Source organism: Fibrobacter sp. (assembly GCF_017551775.1).
GTDB lineage: Bacteria > Fibrobacterota > Fibrobacteria > Fibrobacterales > Fibrobacteraceae > Fibrobacter.
Genome location: NZ_JAFZKX010000110.1, coordinates 79,127 through 95,445 on the forward strand (window position 1 = coordinate 79,127; position 16,319 = coordinate 95,445).

Consider the following 16,319-nt stretch of genomic DNA (forward strand, 5'->3'; position numbering starts at 1 on the left):
ACATAAAAGAGGTGGCTATATGCTAAAAAAAATGTGTGCTTTGTTGTTGGTGCTGTTTGCCTTTTCTACGGCGGCAGTTGTAGATACAAATCTGACGACATTTGCTTATTCTCCGTTCCCGGTGTGGGGACTGAAGTCTTGGGTCAACGATGTAAATGTGGTTTCTAAGTATTCATATGCTCCGTCAACGGTGTATGATAATGGGACTTTCCATCAGTTTTATTGTTCTACCGGGAATGCTACGGATAATTTTTTTAATCCGACGCAAAATCCTTATCTTTATATGTCCTATGATCATATTCGTTACCGTACGTCGAAAGATGGCTACAATTGGTCGGCTCCCCGAGTCGTGATGACGGTTAATAAAAATAATGATGACATTTGTGCTTGTGACCCGACTGTTGTAAATGGTGGCGATGGTTATTGGTATATGCTTTATGGTGGAAATTCAGAGGAGGGTGTCGTAGGCGCGTATTTGGCGAGGTCAACTCTTATTCAGGGGCCTTATTATAAATATCTTGGAAATGGTAAATGGGAAACTGAACTTCAAAGTTCGGCAAAACCTAAATTTGTGCTATACAAAAATAATGAAAGTGCTCAACAACAGACTGTTGTTAAAAAGGATGATGGGTTTTATGTGTGGTTTGCTGACTTGGAAAAAGAATTTAGATTTGTTCATGTAGAAAAACTGACGGATTTAGAGAATGTAGATTTTAAAGAAATTAAAACCCTTAGGTATAAGCATACGTATGAAAAAGACGCTTCCCATTCGTTTGCTATGACATTCAGCTTAGGAGATGTTCGTTATAATGCGGACCTCGATATTTGGGAATTGTGGTGTATATTTGGCCATATGTCGGAGGGCATGTATGTGTCGCTTTTTACGTCGTCTGATGGGGTTGAATGGGTATGGCAGGATAGGAATCTCGGCCCGTATAATTTCATCCATAATGTCGGTGTGTCTGGTGATAAGTTTGGGATTGTTAAGAATGGCTGGCGTCTCGTTTCGTTCAGTGCGCCCCATCCTGGAACGGAAAATCCCAATACAGCTCTTTATATGACATGTGACGATATGAGATGCGATAGTACACAGTTGGGTGGTGCGTATGGTTATGATGTATATGAACAGAGCAAAGATACAACTAGACCTTTGATTGGTGAATGGTCTATGTGGCAACAGCTTGTAGACGGAACATGTCGGTTGGATGCGATAATATATCCTGATACCGGTTTTGTGTTTCCTGAAGGCGTGAAGTCGAAAACTCTTGAATATTTTACGGGCGATTTCGATGGGGATGGAATTTCTGACTTAGGTGCGTTTGAACGTTCGACAAGTAAATGGTATATTCGTTCTAGTCGAAATGGCGAGTATATTCATAATGGAGATTCTTATCTTCCCAGTTTGACCGAAAGATCTGAAATTATTGTGGGAGATTTTGATGGCGATGGCAAGACGGATGTTGGCATGGTTAATAGGGGCTCGGGAAAGTGGTACATTCGTTCTAGCGTGAATAATGAATATGGAATCAATCATCATACCCCTTCTTCGCCGAACTATATTCCGTGGGGGTGGCAATGGGATTTGACGGCTAAGTCTGGTTACAAAATTGTTGTAGGCGATTACGATGGCGATGGAATAGCCGATCGCGCTGTTTATAACGCACCCTATTGGTATATCATTCCGAGTATGGCGACGGCTAAAAATATTAAGAAAGACTTCTTCGTTGCGAATGGAACCTATATTCCGTGGAAGTGGAATTGGCTAGGCATGCAAAGTAGTCATGTTGCTGTTTCTGGTGACTTTGATGGTGACGGCATAACGGACCGTGCCATTTATGGGATGGATGATACCAAGTGGTATGTGTTATCTAGCCGCTTGAATGAAACTCCTCTCACATGGCATTGGAAAGTTCCTATTGGGGGAGGGGATGACAAGAAACAAGAAGAAATATGGGGACATAATTTTTCTTCGGATTTGGAAGCCAAACCATATGCAGGGGATTACGATGGAGATGGCGTGGCTGATCTGGTTCAAGTAAATCTTTCGAGTGGAGAGTGGAGTATCTATAGCAGTATGCACGGCGTTACTCTGTCCCATAAATGGAATCGTTTGAAAAACGCAAAGGATCCTGTAATCCTTGTTGGCGATTTTGACGGAGATGGAATGGCGGACAAGGCTTTTGTGGATAGGAATAATCAACACTTTTATGTTATCTCGTCAAGGGGCAAGCATGATGGTGTTAACGTAGAAATCAAGTCTATTAAGGAACTAATGAAAGAGAAATCTTTGAAAAAAGAGGGCTCTCATGGGCAAGAAGGGCCGAAGCCGGAAACTCCCGTTAGTAAGGTTCCTCCTGTGAACGTTTCTGTTGTTAATCGTGATGTCACTGTCGCGAATGTCCCGAATGGCGCTAAAGTCGTTGTCTTCGACTTGAATGGTAAAAATGTCTTTGATGCGGTGTCCAATGGAAGTTCTGTGAATTTCCAACTCCCGTCTTACGGCAAGTTCATCGTTCGTGCGGGGGCGATGACGAGGATGGTTGTGGCTAAATAAAGCGATTGTCTTTTGAAATCGGAGCTGGCGATTTGCTGGCTCCGTTTTTTTATTTGTTGTATATTGTGAAATTCTATGATTTTTATTTAAATATGTTAAAAATGCTTAAAATCTTCAAAATAGTTAAAAAATATATTGTAAAACTATTGACTTTTTAAAAATCTTTGTGTATATTTAGAATGTGCCAAGCAGGAGGGGTTATTCTGTGGGCCAGATGGAGGAATAATGAAAGATATACTTGAATATACGAGCTATCGCCAGTATATCGCGGACTATTACGCCGACAGGAAGGCGAAATCCGCATTTACTTGGCAGGAGTTCGCGACTTCGGCGGGGTTTACATCGCCGGTCTACTTGAAATACGTGAGCGAGGGACGCTTCAACCTGAGCGATGCCGCGGTAGAACGCGTGGCCGCTTCCATGCGCCTTTCCGGTTATTGTCTTGAGTACTTCCGTGAGATGGTCGGTTTCGACCATGCCAAGACAGACGCCGCCAAGAGGGATGCTTTCAACAAGATGCTTGCGATAGCGGATGCACACAAGGCGAAGATTATAGAAGGAGATTCTTTCCGCTATTTCGATAGCTGGAGAAATCCGGTTCTCCGCGAACTTGCGCCCGCCATGCCGGGAGCAAAACCCTTGGCGCTGGCGCATGCGTGTCGCCCCAAGGTATCCGCTGCCGAAGTGAGCGAAGCGCTCAACTTTCTTGTCAAGGCGAACTTGCTCTCGAAGGATGAGGACGGCAACTACAGGCAGACCGACAAGGTCGTGACGACTGGGCCGATGGAGGTGACGCCCGTCGCTGTTCGCGGTCTGCACCGCCAGATGGGCGAAATCGCTCTCGAGGCCATCGAGGGAGTGCCGCAGGCTGAACGCCATTTTTCGGGCGTGACTTTGGGCATCACGCGCGGCGCCTACGACGAAATTGTTGCGGAGATAGATGCCTGCCGCAAGAAAATTATCGAGATTGCCACCAGGGACGACGAAACGGATGAAGTGTACCGTTTGAACGTTCAGTTTTTCCCGATGACAAACAAACAGGAATTAAAAAAATAGGGTAGGAGGAAACCATGAATTACGTAAAAACAGGCAGAAAGTTTATCTGCAATATGGCGATGCCGCTCGCCATGATGTTCGCGGCATTCCAGGCAAGTACGCTTGTGGCGTGTTCCGATGACAAGCCCGTCTCGGGCGGCGCTTCGGAAGAGACGAGAGGCCTGGCCTCGCTTGAAAATATCACGATTGCGGGGCGTTCCTTGAACCTGTCCGTGTCGGCGCAGTTGGTGGGCAAGGGCGAAAAAGAACAACTGACGTTTGTTTCGGGTTCAGCCTATGCGGAGGGGGCCCAGGTAAAGTTCTTCGGGGTCGATACGGCGACGTTCGAAGTTTCTGAAGAATCGTTTGCTCAGGTGAAATCGGACAAGGACGGAAAATTCGAAGTGGAGAAAGTTTCTCCCGAAAGTCCCTTCGCGGTTGTCGAGGTTTCCGGAAAGGTCGCCTTTAGTGCAAAGGCTCCCTATGGCAGGCTGAACGGGATGTATTCTTCCAAGGATATGTCGGGCCAGGCGACTTACCGTACGGTCGTCGACCTGCGCGAAAAGAAGGACGTGAAAGTCAACATCCTTACGACTTTGGCCGCAGCCCGAACCTTGACCCTTGCAAAAACGGGGCTTACCTTTGCGGAGGCGAAGGCCCAGGCGGAAAGTGATGTGCTGCTCGCGCTCGGAATACGCGATTCCCTGGATGCGTTTGACAAGGTGGACTATTCGCAGAAATCGAGTTCCATTTTCCCCGTGTTTATCATGGCCAGTTACCTGTTCGAGGGAGTCCCCGATGCGGTTGATCAAACTGCTGCGGATATCGATGAAAACGGTACCTGGAGATCGGTCGTTTTTAGCCGTTATCTGGATAGCAAGGGGCTGGAATACCGTTACCACCTGCTTCGCGAAATGGATTTCCTTGCCCTGCTGGGGCTTGGTTTGGGTGATATCCGTGTTGCGGAATTGGCCGAAAAGTATTTCTTCAATGTGGTTGAGGTGCTTGCTGAGGGAAAGGGACTCTGCACCGATGACAGGGAGGGCGAAAAGAATGGGTTCGGCCTATACAGTGACTTCGTCTGTGAATCCGGCTATTGGGTGCTTCACGATAAGGAATCGGTTTACCAGAAAAAGCTCGGGACGATGACGGACGAACGTGATGGCAAGAGCTACAAGACATTTACCGTTGAGTACAATGGCGAGTCCAGGACCTGGCTGGCGGAGAACTTGAACTACGCTGTTGAAAACTCCTGGTGCTATAAAGACGATTCCGCCAATTGCGAAAAGTACGGACGCCTGTATTCGATGTGGTCTACTTTTGACATTCCCCGCGATACCCAGTACATCGCTGCCATGTGGGCGGAGGATTCTATCTCGAATCTTGAAGAAGAAAATCTCGGAGACGAGTACGAAGGGTATGCACAGGCTTACGGAGAGGCGAGAGAGCGCCTGTTGGGAGTGCTGGATTCGATGGATGGTCAAGGTGTTTGCCCTGAAGGATGGCGAATCCCGACTCCGGATGATTGGGAACACCTGCTTAACGCCATCTACGAGGTCGACGAGAATGCCGACATTGCCGCTGCCTTGAAATCTAAAACCTGGACGAAGGGGATTGACGGGCAGGATGTCGTCGGGTTCAACATGTTGCCTGCGGGTGTTGCTGACCGTCAGATATACCCGAGCTGGATTGGCAACGACTACTTCCTTGGAGAGGGTGAAACGGCAGATGATTTCCCGTTTGTGAATGGGTTCATGGATTATGACTTGGAAAATTCGGCTAGCTATATCTTCTATGGCGAGCATGGCGAAGCGGAAGTAGCGACATCGCGTGTCAGTTTTGCGATTGGCGGAGTGTCTGCGCGCATTAGTGTTCGCAGTGATCGTATAACGGCGGGCGGCTCAGATCCGGAACAAGGCAATCCTGTCCGCTGCGTGAAGGATTGAGTGCGTTAAATCACGAAATTAGGAGGAGGAGACCCCAAAAAGGAGGAAAAGGGGTAGGAGGGGAAGAAGACGGGCTACGGCTCGCCTTCTTTTTTATACTTTTTAATAACCTGCGCGATATGCAGAAAGGAATTTGTTATGAAACCAGGTAAGACTGAACTCCGTTTGAATGAAGGCATCGAAAAGCGCGGTGCGTTGTTTGCCGTGCTGTTGGACCCGGATACCTCGGACGAGGCCGCCTTCGTGAAGGCTGGCTCCATGGCTGCCGAGAACGGAGCCGACCTTTTGCTGGTGGGCGGTTCTTATCTGGGGAATTTTACGTTGCCGAAACAGGTGGCTGCGCTCAAGGCGGCGATTGACTTGCCCGTGGTGCTTTTTCCGGGTGGCGCATCGCAGGTGGTGCCCGGTTTCGACGCGATGCTCTTCATGACCCTCGTGAGCGGTCGTAACCCGAACTACCTCATCGACGAGCAGGTCCGCGGTGGCGCCCTCGTGCGCGCGCTCAACATGGAAGCCATCCCGACGGCCTATCAGCTCATCAACAGCGGCAAGCGCACGACGGTGGAATACATCAGCGGTACCATGCCCGTGCCGGCGAACAAGCCCAAGCTCAGCATGGTGAACTCCATTGCCGCCGAACTCATGGGCATGCGCTACGTGTACCTGGAGGCGGGCAGCGGCGCCGAGGAGCCCGTACCCGTGGAGCACATCGCCTATACCCGCAAGGCGACCGAGATGACTATTATTACCGGTGGCGGAATCAGGGACCCGCAAACGGCTGCCGTCCGCGTGGCCGCTGGCGCGAACATCATCGTGACCGGAACCCTCTGGGAAAAGGTCGAAGACCCGGCTCTGTTGAAAGAGTTCGCTTCTGCCATCCATACCAAGGGCTAGACAAAATTTGACTCAACCCTTCAGGAGTTCCTTATGAAGAACAGGTTCGTTTTTGCGTTCGTGGCTACCCTGCTCTGCAGCACGCTTTGCATGGCGCAAGTCCAGAAGCTCCCCGCACCGGCCAAGTCGCTTGGCAAGAACGTGATGGAGGCGCTCTGGAGCCGCAGTTCCAGCACCGAGTTCAGCGACAAGATGCTGAGCGACCAGGATCTTTCCAACCTGCTCTTCGCGGCCATCGGGGTGAACCGCCCCTCCGAAGGGAAGATTACGTCCCCCACGGCGCGCAACTTCCAGGAAATACGCGTATTCGTCTTTACGGCCAAGGGCGCCTTTGAATACCTGAACAAGGAAAACGCCCTGAAGCAGGTGGCGAAGGGTGACCATCGCGGGCTGATTGCCGACCGTCAGGACTGGGCGAAGACCGCTCCGGTGAGCCTCCTGATTGTTGCCGACGAGAAGAAGTTCGGGAGCAGCGATTCGCATGCGAAGCTTGCCATGGGAATCGATGCGGGCATCGTGAGCGAGAACGTCAACCTGTTCTGCGCCGGCGCCGGCCTCGTTACCCGCCCGCGCATGACGATGGATATTCCCGCCATCAAGAAGCTGTTGAAGCTCTCCGACCAGGAGGCGCCTTTGCTGAACAATCCCGTGGGCTACGCCAAGTAAGGCGTCCGGGATTACCTGCGGCTCCTATACCTTGTGATGCGTTCGCGGCGCTCGTTGTGGGTGCGGCGACACTTGCCAAAAGGCTAAACATTGACTCCCTGTTGCACCGAAGTTTGTAAACGAAAACAAACGTTTTTACTTTGCTTTATATGTATTTTGAAAAAAAATGCTTGACTAAAAGTATTTTGTAAGATATATTCAATACAAGCTAAACCATCATGATAAAATTTATCATGAAAAATTGTCAAGGAGATAAAAATGGCAAAGGCAAAAAAAGCAAGTAAGGCAACAAAAGTTAATGCTAGCAAAGCGACCGTAGCGAAAACAGCTGATTTCAAAACTGCTATTGTCAAGGAACCAAAGGCTGTTTTGCAAGCCATAGGCATGGATTTTTCTGTAGCTTATGATAAGGCGAAAAAAGAAGTTTCGTTGGGCGATGTCCTTGTTGCGGGTACAAAGAAACAGCGTGAAGAATTTGCCGGTGTTCTTGAACAGGCTCTTGTGAAGACAAGTGAAATTTGGTCGGGTGTTGAAGGTAAGTTGGAAAAATATATTCCTGGACAATTTAAGCGAATTCCTGATGAAAAACGTATACCGATTAGGCCGATTATTCCTGTTCGAAATCCGATTATCCCGATTATCGACCCGATTATTCCGATTATAGATCCGATTATCCCGATTCTGATTCCGCTCATTCCGGAACCGACTCCGGTTATTCCTGATCCGAAATCTCCGGTTGTTGACAAATGGGATGCGAAGCAGGTTGTTGGACATGTAGAACTCGTGCCGCAGTTGGAAGAACGGCTTGTCCAAATTCAGGGAATTCGGAAATCTCTGCCTGCAAATGCGACCAAGGCCGAAAAGAAGGCTGCCGCAACTGCGGAACAGCAGGTCAAGAACTTGATTAAGGCGGCTAAGAGGAGTGCTCCGAAGGCTGTTAAAAAGGCTAAGGCAAAAGTTACTAAGAAAGCCGCAGTCAAGAAGAAATAGAGATAAAATCGAAATATGAGCATCATTCCTTTTAACGATGGTGTTTTCAGTTTCGTTACAACCAATGGGTGCACTGCAAAGTGCTCCCATTGTTTAATGAACTGCAAACCTGGCTTAAAACATAAGCTCAACTTTGAGCAGATGCGAAAGGCGATTGACCAGTTTACTCGAAAAAAGAATGCACATCTTGTTGTTTTTACGGGGGGCGAGTCTACATTGTTGGGCGAGGACCTGCTCCGAGCCATTCGCTATGCTACGTTGAAGTTCCTAAAGACGCGTCTTGTTACAAATGCCCACTGGGCGTCGAGCTTGGAACGCGCGCAGAACTACGTCAAAAAACTCCGGGAGGTAGGCCTTACGGAAATTGACTTCAGCGTTGACGACTACCACGAGCCGTTTGTTCCGCTGGACAATATCCGGAACGCTTGGCTGGCGAGCAAGGGAGTCGGTTTCGATTCGGTTACCCTTGCGAACAGTTTTGGGCCAAAAGATAAGATTAATCCTGATTTCATACGGGAATATTTAGGTGAAGATCTTCCTGAAGTTAGTTCGACGAGTTCGCCGGATAGCGTGGATCTTAAGAGATCTGAGGATGGCACTTTTTATAACATCCATACCAGTACGCTTCAAAAAAGCGGCCGTGCCGAAGATCTGGATTCCGAACAGTTCATCGGTGTTGAAAATCAGGAATTGCTCGACTGCGCTTGTAAATGGGTCGTTGTCGAACCGGTCCTTTCGCCATTGGGCCATATGTGGGCGTGTTGCGGAATCCCTGCCGATAACATCCCGATTCTGGACCTTGGTGATGCCAACAAGGAACGTATCGATACCATTTTGAAAAGGGCTAGCAAGGATGTCCTGATAAACGCGCTGTACTATCTTGGGCCGTATAAACTCTGCAAGTTCGTTGAAGAACATAGCGACATCCGTTTCAAAAGAAATTTTGGCGGTGCGTGCGAAATTTGCAGTGTCTTGACTGGCAACAAGAAGGCTGTTGAGGTTTTGCGGGCAAACGAAAAGTCCTTGGCTGCAGTTGTTCAGGCTGTAAGGTTCCTTAAGGAAAAAGGTATCCCTACGGGCTTGCTGAACAAGAACACCCGGTAGGCTAGATTCCGACTTTTAACAAACCCCGTCGCATTGATTGTGGCGGGGTTTTTACCTGCGCCTCCTGCTCCTCGCGATGAGCTTGGTCAGGAACCGGAAGAATTTTTCGGTGCGGGAATTGTCTTGCTTGTTGCGGCGTAGCGTTATCACGATATCGCGCTTGAATTCGGTGTCCGTGATTTTCAGGAGTCTGATTCTGCGCCTGTCGACATGTCCCCACGAAAATTCGGGCCAGAACCCGACTCCGATGCCGCTCGCGATGGCGTCTTTCACGGCGAGCGCGTTGTCGCTCTCGAAAATGATGCGCGTCTTGAACCCGATGCGTTCGCAGTACTCGTTGCAGATGCTGCGCAGCTGCTTGCTTCCGTAAAGCCCGATGAAGTTCGTCTCCTTCAGTTCCTTGAGACTGATGGTGTCGCGCTTTTTGTACAGCGGCGTGTTGGGCACGGCGAGGTAGATGTTCTCGCTGCAGATGAAGTTCTCCTCGTCGTGTTCGTTTTTCGCTATGGCGGGCGCCTTCGCGTAGGTGCGCACGCAGATGTCGTACAGGGTGGTCTCCTCGTTCTGCACCAGGTTGAATCGCAGGTCGGGGTCGTTTTTCTTGTAGAGGATAACCGCGTTGGTCACGAACGTCGACGCGGCGAGCACGTTCAGGTTCACCGTGGCGGACTGTTCGCTTTCCATGGCGCGCAGCTGTGCGGGTAGCGCCTCGATGTCTTCGTAGAGCGGCTTGACTTTCTTGTAGAAGTATTCCCCGATATCGGTGAGCTTGATGTTTCGGCCCTGCGTCTTGAAGAGCTTCACGCCGAGTTCGTCTTCGAGCTTGTGGAGGGCATGGGTGAGCGCCGGCTGCACGATGCACAGGGTCTTCGCGCTTTGCGTCACATGCTCGGTACGCGCGACTTCCAAAAAGTATTTGAGGTGCGTGAGTTCCATGGGGCCTCCGGAATGGTGTTGAAAAATCAATAAAAAAAATTGATGAATTAAATATAAATAATCTATTAGACAAGATGAATTACGGGTTCTAAATTTGCGGCCGGAAACAAAAAAGATCTCAATCAAAAGGAACAAATATGAACCTCAATTTCAAAACCCTGGCCCTTGCCGCCATTGCCTTGGCCTTCACCGCCTGCGAACAGGCCAACACCTGCAACTACGACGAAACCGCAAAGACGCTTTCGTGCCCCGAGAAGGTCTACAAGACGGTGTCGCTCGCTGGCAAGGTCTGGATGGCGGAAAACATGGCGGACTATGTCCCCGACAACAGCATCTGCTACGGCAACGACCACGCCAACTGCGAAGCCATGGGCCGCCTCTACACGTGGGACGCTGCGAACAACGGCCTTTGCCCCAATGGCTGGACGGTTCCTTCGCAGCAGGATTTCAAGGACGCTTTCGGGAGTGCTACCGTGGAAGATCTCAAGAAGGCCGACGGATTCAAGATGGTGCTCGCCGGGTTCCGTTACTTCGACGGCAAGTTTGCCGACAAGGACTCGAGCGCTAGCTTCTGGACCAAGGATAGCTACGACGATGCGCGCGCCTATCTTGTCCGCGTAACCGATACGACAATCACCTACGAGCACTTCAACAAGAGCATTGCCGCCTCCGTTCGCTGCGTGAAGGAATAAATTTTCCTACTTTCAGCGTATATCCAAAACAAAAAATCATCAACCTTAAACCCTTGGATATTGGACGGTTTACATGACTTGGCTAATCGACTTATTTACCAAGCCCTCGGTGGGGCAGCAGGTTGTGGTTATCGCTTTCACAGCCGCAGTTGGCCTCATGGTGGGTAAAATCAAGGTCAAGGGAATCGGCTTGGGCGGTGCGGGAGCGCTCTTCGTGGGCATCCTGCTCGGGCACCTCGGTCTCCGCGTTGAGGGCAACGTGCTTCATTTCGCGCAGGAGTTCGGCCTGATTCTCTTTGTCTATACAATCGGCATGCAGGTGGGCCCCGGATTCATGGATTCCATCCGCCGTCACGGTCTCGTTCTGAACGTCCTCTCGGGAGGAATCGTTCTGCTCGGCGTCCTGGTGACTCTCTGCCTCTACTGGTTTACAGATATGCATAACAACGTACCCGTGCTTGTGGGGATGCTCTGTGGCGCCGTCACGAACACGCCTTCCCTTGGCGCCGCCAATTCAGCCTTTGCCGCGGCCGGGGTGGACACGTCCCTTACGGGTATCGGGTACGCTGTTGCATATCCGTTCGGCGTCATCGGCATCATCCTCGTGATGATTCTCGTGCGCATCGTATTCAGGCAGAACCCGAACAAGGCTGCTGAAAATTACGCCGCGGACATCGCCGCTACGGCCAAGGAGATTGAATCCTGCAGCCTCACGGTTGACAACCGCAATCTCTTCGGTACGCAGTTGAAAGATATCCCGAACTTGATTTCGAGCGGTGTCGTGGTGACCCGCCTGCTGCGTGGCAACGACATCTTCACTCCGAACGGGAAGACGGTCATTGAGGAAGGCGACAAGGTGCATATCGTGGGCATGCCCGATGCGGTAGCCGCCATGGAGAAGATTATCGGCGGTAGGCTTGATACGCCCATCACCAAGTTCGCTTCCGACACGGCGAAGCCTATCCAGGTGAAGACGATTCTCGTGACGAACAAGAAGATTCTCGGGCGCACCATCGGTTCGCTCGCCCTCGCGGAACGCTACGGCGTGAACGTGAGTCGCGTGGTCCGCAGCGGGTTCAAGTTTACGGGTCGCCTGGATTTGCGTATCAAGTTTGCGGACAAGCTGATGGTCGTCGGCCCTGCCGAAGGTATTGAGGCTGCGGCGAAGGAGCTGGGCAACTCGCTCACGGCGCTCGACCATCCCGAAATCCTGCCTGCGTTTTTGGGTATATTCCTGGGTGTCGTCGTCGGTAGCATCCCTATCGCGATTCCCGGAATACCGACCCCGCTCAAGCTCGGTCTTGCCGGCGGTCCGCTGATCGTGTCCATCCTTCTCAGCCGCAAACGCAAGATAGGCCCGCTGAACTTCTTCATGGCGAGCAGCGCGAACCTCATGCTCCGTGAATTCGGCCTTACGCTCTTCCTCAGCTGCGTGGGCCTGAATGCGGGCATCAAGTTCTTCGACGTGCTCCTGAACGGTGATGGACTTTACTATATGGGCCTTGCCGCCCTCATCACGTTCCTGCCGCTCGCTATCATGGCCGTTGTGGGTCACCTGGTTTTCAAGGTAAACTACCTTTCGCTCTGCGGTGTGCTTGCGGGCGCGACTACCGACCCTCCCGCGCTTGCCTTCGCGAACGGCCAGGCCGAAAGCGAGGCCGTGAACATCGGGTACGCCTCTGTCTATCCGCTCACCATGCTGTTGCGCATCCTGAGCGGGCAGGTGCTCGCCGTTCTGCTGATTGCCGCCTGATTTGGCACCTTTTTTGCCCGTTTCGAATGAATCGGGCATCTTTTCTTTCGATAATTGTGTATTTTTCATGAAAAAGACGCTGCACCGCGAGGTGCAGTTTTTGAGGTATATATGCAAAAACTGATTATTGCGACTTTCGTGCTCCGCGTGCTGGGCCTGGTACTGATAGTTCTCGGCCTTTCCGCTTTTGGCCACAACCTGATTTACAATACATTCCCCGGGCTCGAGGGCTACTCCCTCAATCCGGTCAGCTATTTGGGCATCTTGATTTATATCGTCGGTGCGTTGATTTATTTCTTCGTGAACAAGAAGCGCCGCGCCGACCGCCGCCGCGAAGAAATCGAGGAAGCTGAAGATCGTGCTTTTAGAAGTTCCGCCAAGGAAGAAACGAAGGACGACCAAGACGCATAGGGTGTACTATGGGCGATTCGATGATAAAGATTGAGCATTTGCACAAGACCTACCGCAGCGGGTTCTTGATGAAGCCGAAGCTTGCGCTCAAGGACGTGAGCTTCAGCGTGGAGCCGGGCTGTGTCTACGGGTTTATCGGGCCGAACGGTGCCGGAAAGTCTACGACCATCAAGGTATTGACGGGTCTTTTGAATTTCGATTCGGGTACGGTGCTCGTGAACGGCTTGAGCCCGCGTGACGTGAACAGCCGCCGGTTTGTCGGCTATTCTCCGGAGCAGCCGTACTTTTACGATTACCTCACCGGTCGCGAACTTTTGCGCTTTTACGGCAAGCTCGTCGGGCTCGACGGTGCCGAACTCGACAAGCGCATAGGCTGGGCGCTCGAACTTTTGCATGCGAACAAGGATTGGATCGACCGCCGTTTGCGTTCTTACTCCAAGGGCATGATGCAGCGCGTGGGGATTGCGCAGGCGATTCTTTCCAAGCCGAAGCTCTTGATTCTCGATGAGCCGATGAGCGGTCTCGACCCGATGGGCCGTCGCGACGTGCGCGAGGCCATCATGGAGCTCAACCGCGATGGTGTCACGATTTTCTATTCGAGCCACCTGCTCTCCGACGTGGAAAGTATCAGCCACAAGGTCGCGATGATCGTGGATGGCAAGATCGTGCGCGAAGGTACGGTGGACGAGATTACGGAATCGTGCGGGGTGGAATACCACGTGCGTACCCGCAAGGCGATTCTCGAAAGCGACTTACCGCAGGGAATTTCGCTTGCAGGGCACCCGATGGAATTCGTCTGCGAAGACGATGCCGCCCGTGACAGGTTGCTCGGCTATTGCCTCTCCAATGGAATCGCTGTCGAGAAGATGGACCACAAGCGTCCGAGCCTTGAAGATATTTTGACGGAGGAGATTGCCCGTGCAGACGCTTAAGCATATTGCCATTATTGCGCACAATACCTTCCGCGAGTCTATCCGCGACAAGATCCTCTACAACATAGTGTTCCTCGCGATCGCGCTTACGCTTTTCAGTATCGTGCTTGGTGAATGGTCGGTGTTCGACCGCGCCTACGTCATCAAGTCCACCACGCTTTCGGTGATGAGCCTTTCCGGGCTTTTGATTTCGATATTCGTGGGCATCAGCCTCGTGCAGAAAGAAATCCAGCGCCGTACGGTGCTCACCCTGCTTTCGAAGCCCATCAGCCGCGTGACCTTCATCGTGGGCAAGTACTTCGGGCTTTTGGCGGTGGTGGCGGTGCACCTCGCGATACTCACGTGCATTTTCTATGTGATGCTGTTCGTCATCAATGCCGACCCGACGGCGAACCTGTTGCTCGCTATCTACCTCATCTTCTGCGAGATGGCGGTGGTGATTGCGGTCGCGCTTTTGTTCAGCAGTTTCAGCAGTACGGTGCTTTCGGCCCTGTTTACGTTGGGCGTCTATTTTGCGGGACACCTGAGCGGCGAATTGCTGGAACAGGTGAGGTTCGCTAGCCGCATGGGCGAGATGGGTGACGCCTCGACGGCGCTCTTCGAGAAGGCTGCCGTCGTGATTCATGCGATTTTCCCGGGGCTCTACCGCTACAACGTGACAAGCTACGTTGTGCACGGGGTCGCACTCCCGGATATGTATTTGTTCTGGAACACCGTCTATGCAGTCGGTTACGTGGGGGTATTCCTCGCGATTGCTAGCTGGTGGTTTAGCCGGAGGGATTTCCTATGAGAAACCAGTATATGGCGAAGGTCCTTGTCCACAACAAGGTGGTGACGGAGGACCAGGTGAACGCCCATTGGGGCGAGATTACGGAAACTCAGGATATTGGGCAGGTGCTCGTGAGGGCGGGAATCCTGCAACCGGCGATGTACGACAAGGTGCTCGCGTTCGTGAAGAACATCGAGGCGAAGAATGGCGCTCCCGCACCGGCCGCTCCTGCTCCTGCAGCAAGACCCGCCGCTCCTGCGCCAGCCGCTCCGGCAAGGCCTGCCGCTGCTCCGGCAAAACCTGCCGTGCAGGCTAAACCTTCCGCGCCGGCTCCCGAGCCTGCGGCCGAGCCCGCGCTCCAGATTGAGGGCAACAACATCTACGGCGAATCGTCTTCTTCGAACATGGTCGTCGAGAAGGTTTCGGGTCTCGAGACCACGAGCATTTCGAGCATCGGCATTTCTACGGAAAGCGAGGCCGGTGACGGCGAACCCGATGATGGCGAACTGCCTTCCCGTTTTGCGATTGTCTCGGGCGAAGGGGCTGCGGTCATGGCTCCCGATACGCTGCTCCCGAAGATGAGCTTGAAGAAGATCATCGCGTTCGCCCGCAAGTTCGGCGCGACGGACATCTACCTCTTTGCCGACCGCCAGATTATGATGCGCCAGTCGGGCGTGATATTCCCGGCGACCGAACAGACGGTCGACAAGACGCGCGTCGCGGAACTGCTCGCCGAAGCCTCCGAAGGTTTTGCCGACGGGTACAAGGTGGTCGCGGGCAAGAATTTCAGCAAGACGTTCGGCCTTCCCGGTGTAGGCCGTGCTAGGATTTCGGTCACGTGGGACGACGTGAACCCGAGCGTTTCTATCCGCGTTATTCAGAGCGAATCGGTCTCGTTCGACAACCTGTTCTTGCCGCCGTTCTGCCAGTCGTTTGCTAACCTTACGAGCGGACTCGTGCTTGTGGCCGGCCCCTCGACGAGCGGGCGCTCCACGACGGTCACGACGTTTGCCGAAATGATTGCGGCAAGCCGTCCGTGCTACATCCATACTATCGAGCGGCCTATCGAACGATTGCTCAAGAATCCGAACGGCGCGATTGCCCAGAAAGAAGTCGGGCTTCACGTGAAGAGCGGCATCGCGGGTATCGAACTTGCCATGCGCGACGGTGCCGATGTCATCTGCTTCGACCATCTGGAATCCATGGAAGAACTGAGCCTGCTTTTGCAGGCGGCGAATGCCGGCGCGCTCGTATTCGCGGTGACCGGCGGGAACAACATCCATGCGCTCCTTTCCAAGCTGCTGGTGTCCGTGCCCGAATCGAACCGCAACGCTTTTGCCTGCACGCTTGCCGACCAGCTGAAGGGAGTCATCGTGCAGCACCTGATTCCCGTGGTGCAGAACCAGGGCCTGGTGCTTGCGGTCGAGGCCATGCGCGTTACGTCTACGGTCGCGAACATGATTCGCCGTTGCGATCTCTCGCAGTTGGTGGCCGCTATCAGCAGCCAAAAGGACCAGGGCGTTACGCTGGACGATTCCCTGCAGAAGTGCGTGGAATCCGGTTATATCGATGGCGCGGAAGCCTGGAAACGTGCATACGACAGCCGTCGCTTTGCGGCGTACAGGCCGGCATAAGGA

At 52.3% G+C, this 16,319-nt stretch carries 14 protein-coding genes; 13 read left to right on the forward strand and 1 reads right to left on the reverse strand.

Annotation, left to right across the window (positions count from 1 at the left end; translation table 11 throughout):
* Positions 1-19 precede the first annotated feature (19 nt).
* The 7 genes from IK012_RS13130 to IK012_RS13160 all read left to right on the forward strand — a co-directional run bounded on the left by IK012_RS13130 (position 20) and on the right by IK012_RS13160 (position 9,189).
* The gene (locus tag IK012_RS13130) at positions 20-2,554 is read left to right on the forward strand and encodes an FG-GAP-like repeat-containing protein (protein ID WP_290955336.1); all 2,535 of its coding nucleotides are present in this window, start codon (positions 20-22) and stop codon (positions 2,552-2,554) included.
* A 225-nt stretch (positions 2,555-2,779) separates the two neighbouring features.
* A complete protein-coding gene (locus IK012_RS13135; RefSeq protein ID WP_290955338.1) occupies positions 2,780-3,610 on the forward strand; it encodes a TIGR02147 family protein in 831 nt (276 codons plus the stop codon).
* A gap of 14 nt (positions 3,611-3,624) precedes the next feature.
* On the forward strand, positions 3,625-5,535 hold the full coding sequence (locus IK012_RS13140; RefSeq protein WP_290955340.1) for an FISUMP domain-containing protein: 1,911 nt from the start codon (positions 3,625-3,627) through the stop codon (positions 5,533-5,535).
* Between the two features lie 138 nt (positions 5,536-5,673).
* Complete coding sequence (locus tag IK012_RS13145; protein WP_290955341.1) at positions 5,674-6,429, forward strand: geranylgeranylglyceryl/heptaprenylglyceryl phosphate synthase; 756 nt, start codon at positions 5,674-5,676, stop codon at positions 6,427-6,429.
* 33 nt (positions 6,430-6,462) lie between these two features.
* Positions 6,463-7,095 carry a nitroreductase family protein gene (locus IK012_RS13150; protein WP_290955343.1) on the forward strand — a complete coding sequence of 211 codons (633 nt, stop codon included), beginning with the start codon at positions 6,463-6,465 and terminating at the stop codon, positions 7,093-7,095.
* Between the two features lie 258 nt (positions 7,096-7,353).
* Complete coding sequence (locus IK012_RS13155; protein ID WP_290955344.1) at positions 7,354-8,085, forward strand: hypothetical protein; 732 nt, start codon at positions 7,354-7,356, stop codon at positions 8,083-8,085.
* Between the two features lie 15 nt (positions 8,086-8,100).
* On the forward strand, positions 8,101-9,189 hold the full coding sequence (locus IK012_RS13160; RefSeq protein WP_173344500.1) for a radical SAM protein: 1,089 nt from the start codon (positions 8,101-8,103) through the stop codon (positions 9,187-9,189).
* A gap of 51 nt (positions 9,190-9,240) precedes the next feature.
* Here IK012_RS13160 and IK012_RS13165 read toward each other — a convergent pair whose 3' ends face one another.
* Complete coding sequence (locus tag IK012_RS13165) at positions 9,241-10,125, reverse strand: LysR family transcriptional regulator (protein ID WP_290955349.1); 885 nt, start codon at positions 10,123-10,125, stop codon at positions 9,241-9,243.
* Positions 10,126-10,262: 137 nt separating this feature from the next.
* On the opposite strand from IK012_RS13165, the gene IK012_RS13170 reads away from it, so the two are divergent.
* The 6 genes from IK012_RS13170 (at position 10,263) to IK012_RS13195 (ending at position 16,316) form a co-directional block, all read left to right on the forward strand.
* Positions 10,263-10,817, forward strand: a complete 555-nt coding sequence (locus IK012_RS13170; protein WP_290955353.1) for an FISUMP domain-containing protein — start codon at positions 10,263-10,265, stop codon at positions 10,815-10,817.
* Positions 10,818-10,890: 73 nt separating this feature from the next.
* Complete coding sequence (locus IK012_RS13175) at positions 10,891-12,570, forward strand: putative transporter (RefSeq protein WP_290955355.1); 1,680 nt, start codon at positions 10,891-10,893, stop codon at positions 12,568-12,570.
* A gap of 111 nt (positions 12,571-12,681) precedes the next feature.
* On the forward strand, positions 12,682-12,981 hold the full coding sequence (locus IK012_RS13180) for a hypothetical protein (protein WP_290955357.1): 300 nt from the start codon (positions 12,682-12,684) through the stop codon (positions 12,979-12,981).
* 8 nt (positions 12,982-12,989) lie between these two features.
* Complete coding sequence (locus IK012_RS13185) at positions 12,990-13,913, forward strand: ABC transporter ATP-binding protein (RefSeq protein ID WP_290955359.1); 924 nt, start codon at positions 12,990-12,992, stop codon at positions 13,911-13,913.
* A complete protein-coding gene (locus tag IK012_RS13190) occupies positions 13,900-14,703 on the forward strand; it encodes an ABC transporter permease (RefSeq protein ID WP_290955361.1) in 804 nt (267 codons plus the stop codon). Before IK012_RS13185 ends, IK012_RS13190 begins: the two co-directional genes overlap by 14 nt.
* A complete protein-coding gene (locus IK012_RS13195) occupies positions 14,700-16,316 on the forward strand; it encodes a type IV pilus twitching motility protein PilT (RefSeq protein WP_290955363.1) in 1,617 nt (538 codons plus the stop codon). The genes IK012_RS13190 and IK012_RS13195 overlap by 4 nt, the downstream gene beginning before the upstream one ends.
* Positions 16,317-16,319 lie beyond the last annotated feature (3 nt).

What these genes read in the sequence shown, in the direction of transcription:
- IK012_RS13130 (WP_290955336.1), top strand. Translation starts at nt 20, where the DNA reads ATGCTAAAAAAAATGTGTGCTTTGTTGTTGGTGCTGTTTGCCTTTTCT.
- IK012_RS13135 (WP_290955338.1), top strand. Translation starts at nt 2,780, where the DNA reads ATGAAAGATATACTTGAATATACGAGCTATCGCCAGTATATCGCGGAC.
- IK012_RS13140 (WP_290955340.1), top strand. Translation starts at nt 3,625, where the DNA reads ATGAATTACGTAAAAACAGGCAGAAAGTTTATCTGCAATATGGCGATG.
- IK012_RS13145 (WP_290955341.1), top strand. Translation starts at nt 5,674, where the DNA reads ATGAAACCAGGTAAGACTGAACTCCGTTTGAATGAAGGCATCGAAAAG.
- IK012_RS13150 (WP_290955343.1), top strand. Translation starts at nt 6,463, where the DNA reads ATGAAGAACAGGTTCGTTTTTGCGTTCGTGGCTACCCTGCTCTGCAGC.
- IK012_RS13155 (WP_290955344.1), top strand. Translation starts at nt 7,354, where the DNA reads ATGGCAAAGGCAAAAAAAGCAAGTAAGGCAACAAAAGTTAATGCTAGC.
- IK012_RS13160 (WP_173344500.1), top strand. Translation starts at nt 8,101, where the DNA reads ATGAGCATCATTCCTTTTAACGATGGTGTTTTCAGTTTCGTTACAACC.
- IK012_RS13165 (WP_290955349.1), bottom strand. Translation starts at nt 10,125, where the DNA reads ATGGAACTCACGCACCTCAAATACTTTTTGGAAGTCGCGCGTACCGAG.
- IK012_RS13170 (WP_290955353.1), top strand. Translation starts at nt 10,263, where the DNA reads ATGAACCTCAATTTCAAAACCCTGGCCCTTGCCGCCATTGCCTTGGCC.
- IK012_RS13175 (WP_290955355.1), top strand. Translation starts at nt 10,891, where the DNA reads ATGACTTGGCTAATCGACTTATTTACCAAGCCCTCGGTGGGGCAGCAG.
- IK012_RS13180 (WP_290955357.1), top strand. Translation starts at nt 12,682, where the DNA reads ATGCAAAAACTGATTATTGCGACTTTCGTGCTCCGCGTGCTGGGCCTG.
- IK012_RS13185 (WP_290955359.1), top strand. Translation starts at nt 12,990, where the DNA reads ATGGGCGATTCGATGATAAAGATTGAGCATTTGCACAAGACCTACCGC.
- IK012_RS13195 (WP_290955363.1), top strand. Translation starts at nt 14,700, where the DNA reads ATGAGAAACCAGTATATGGCGAAGGTCCTTGTCCACAACAAGGTGGTG.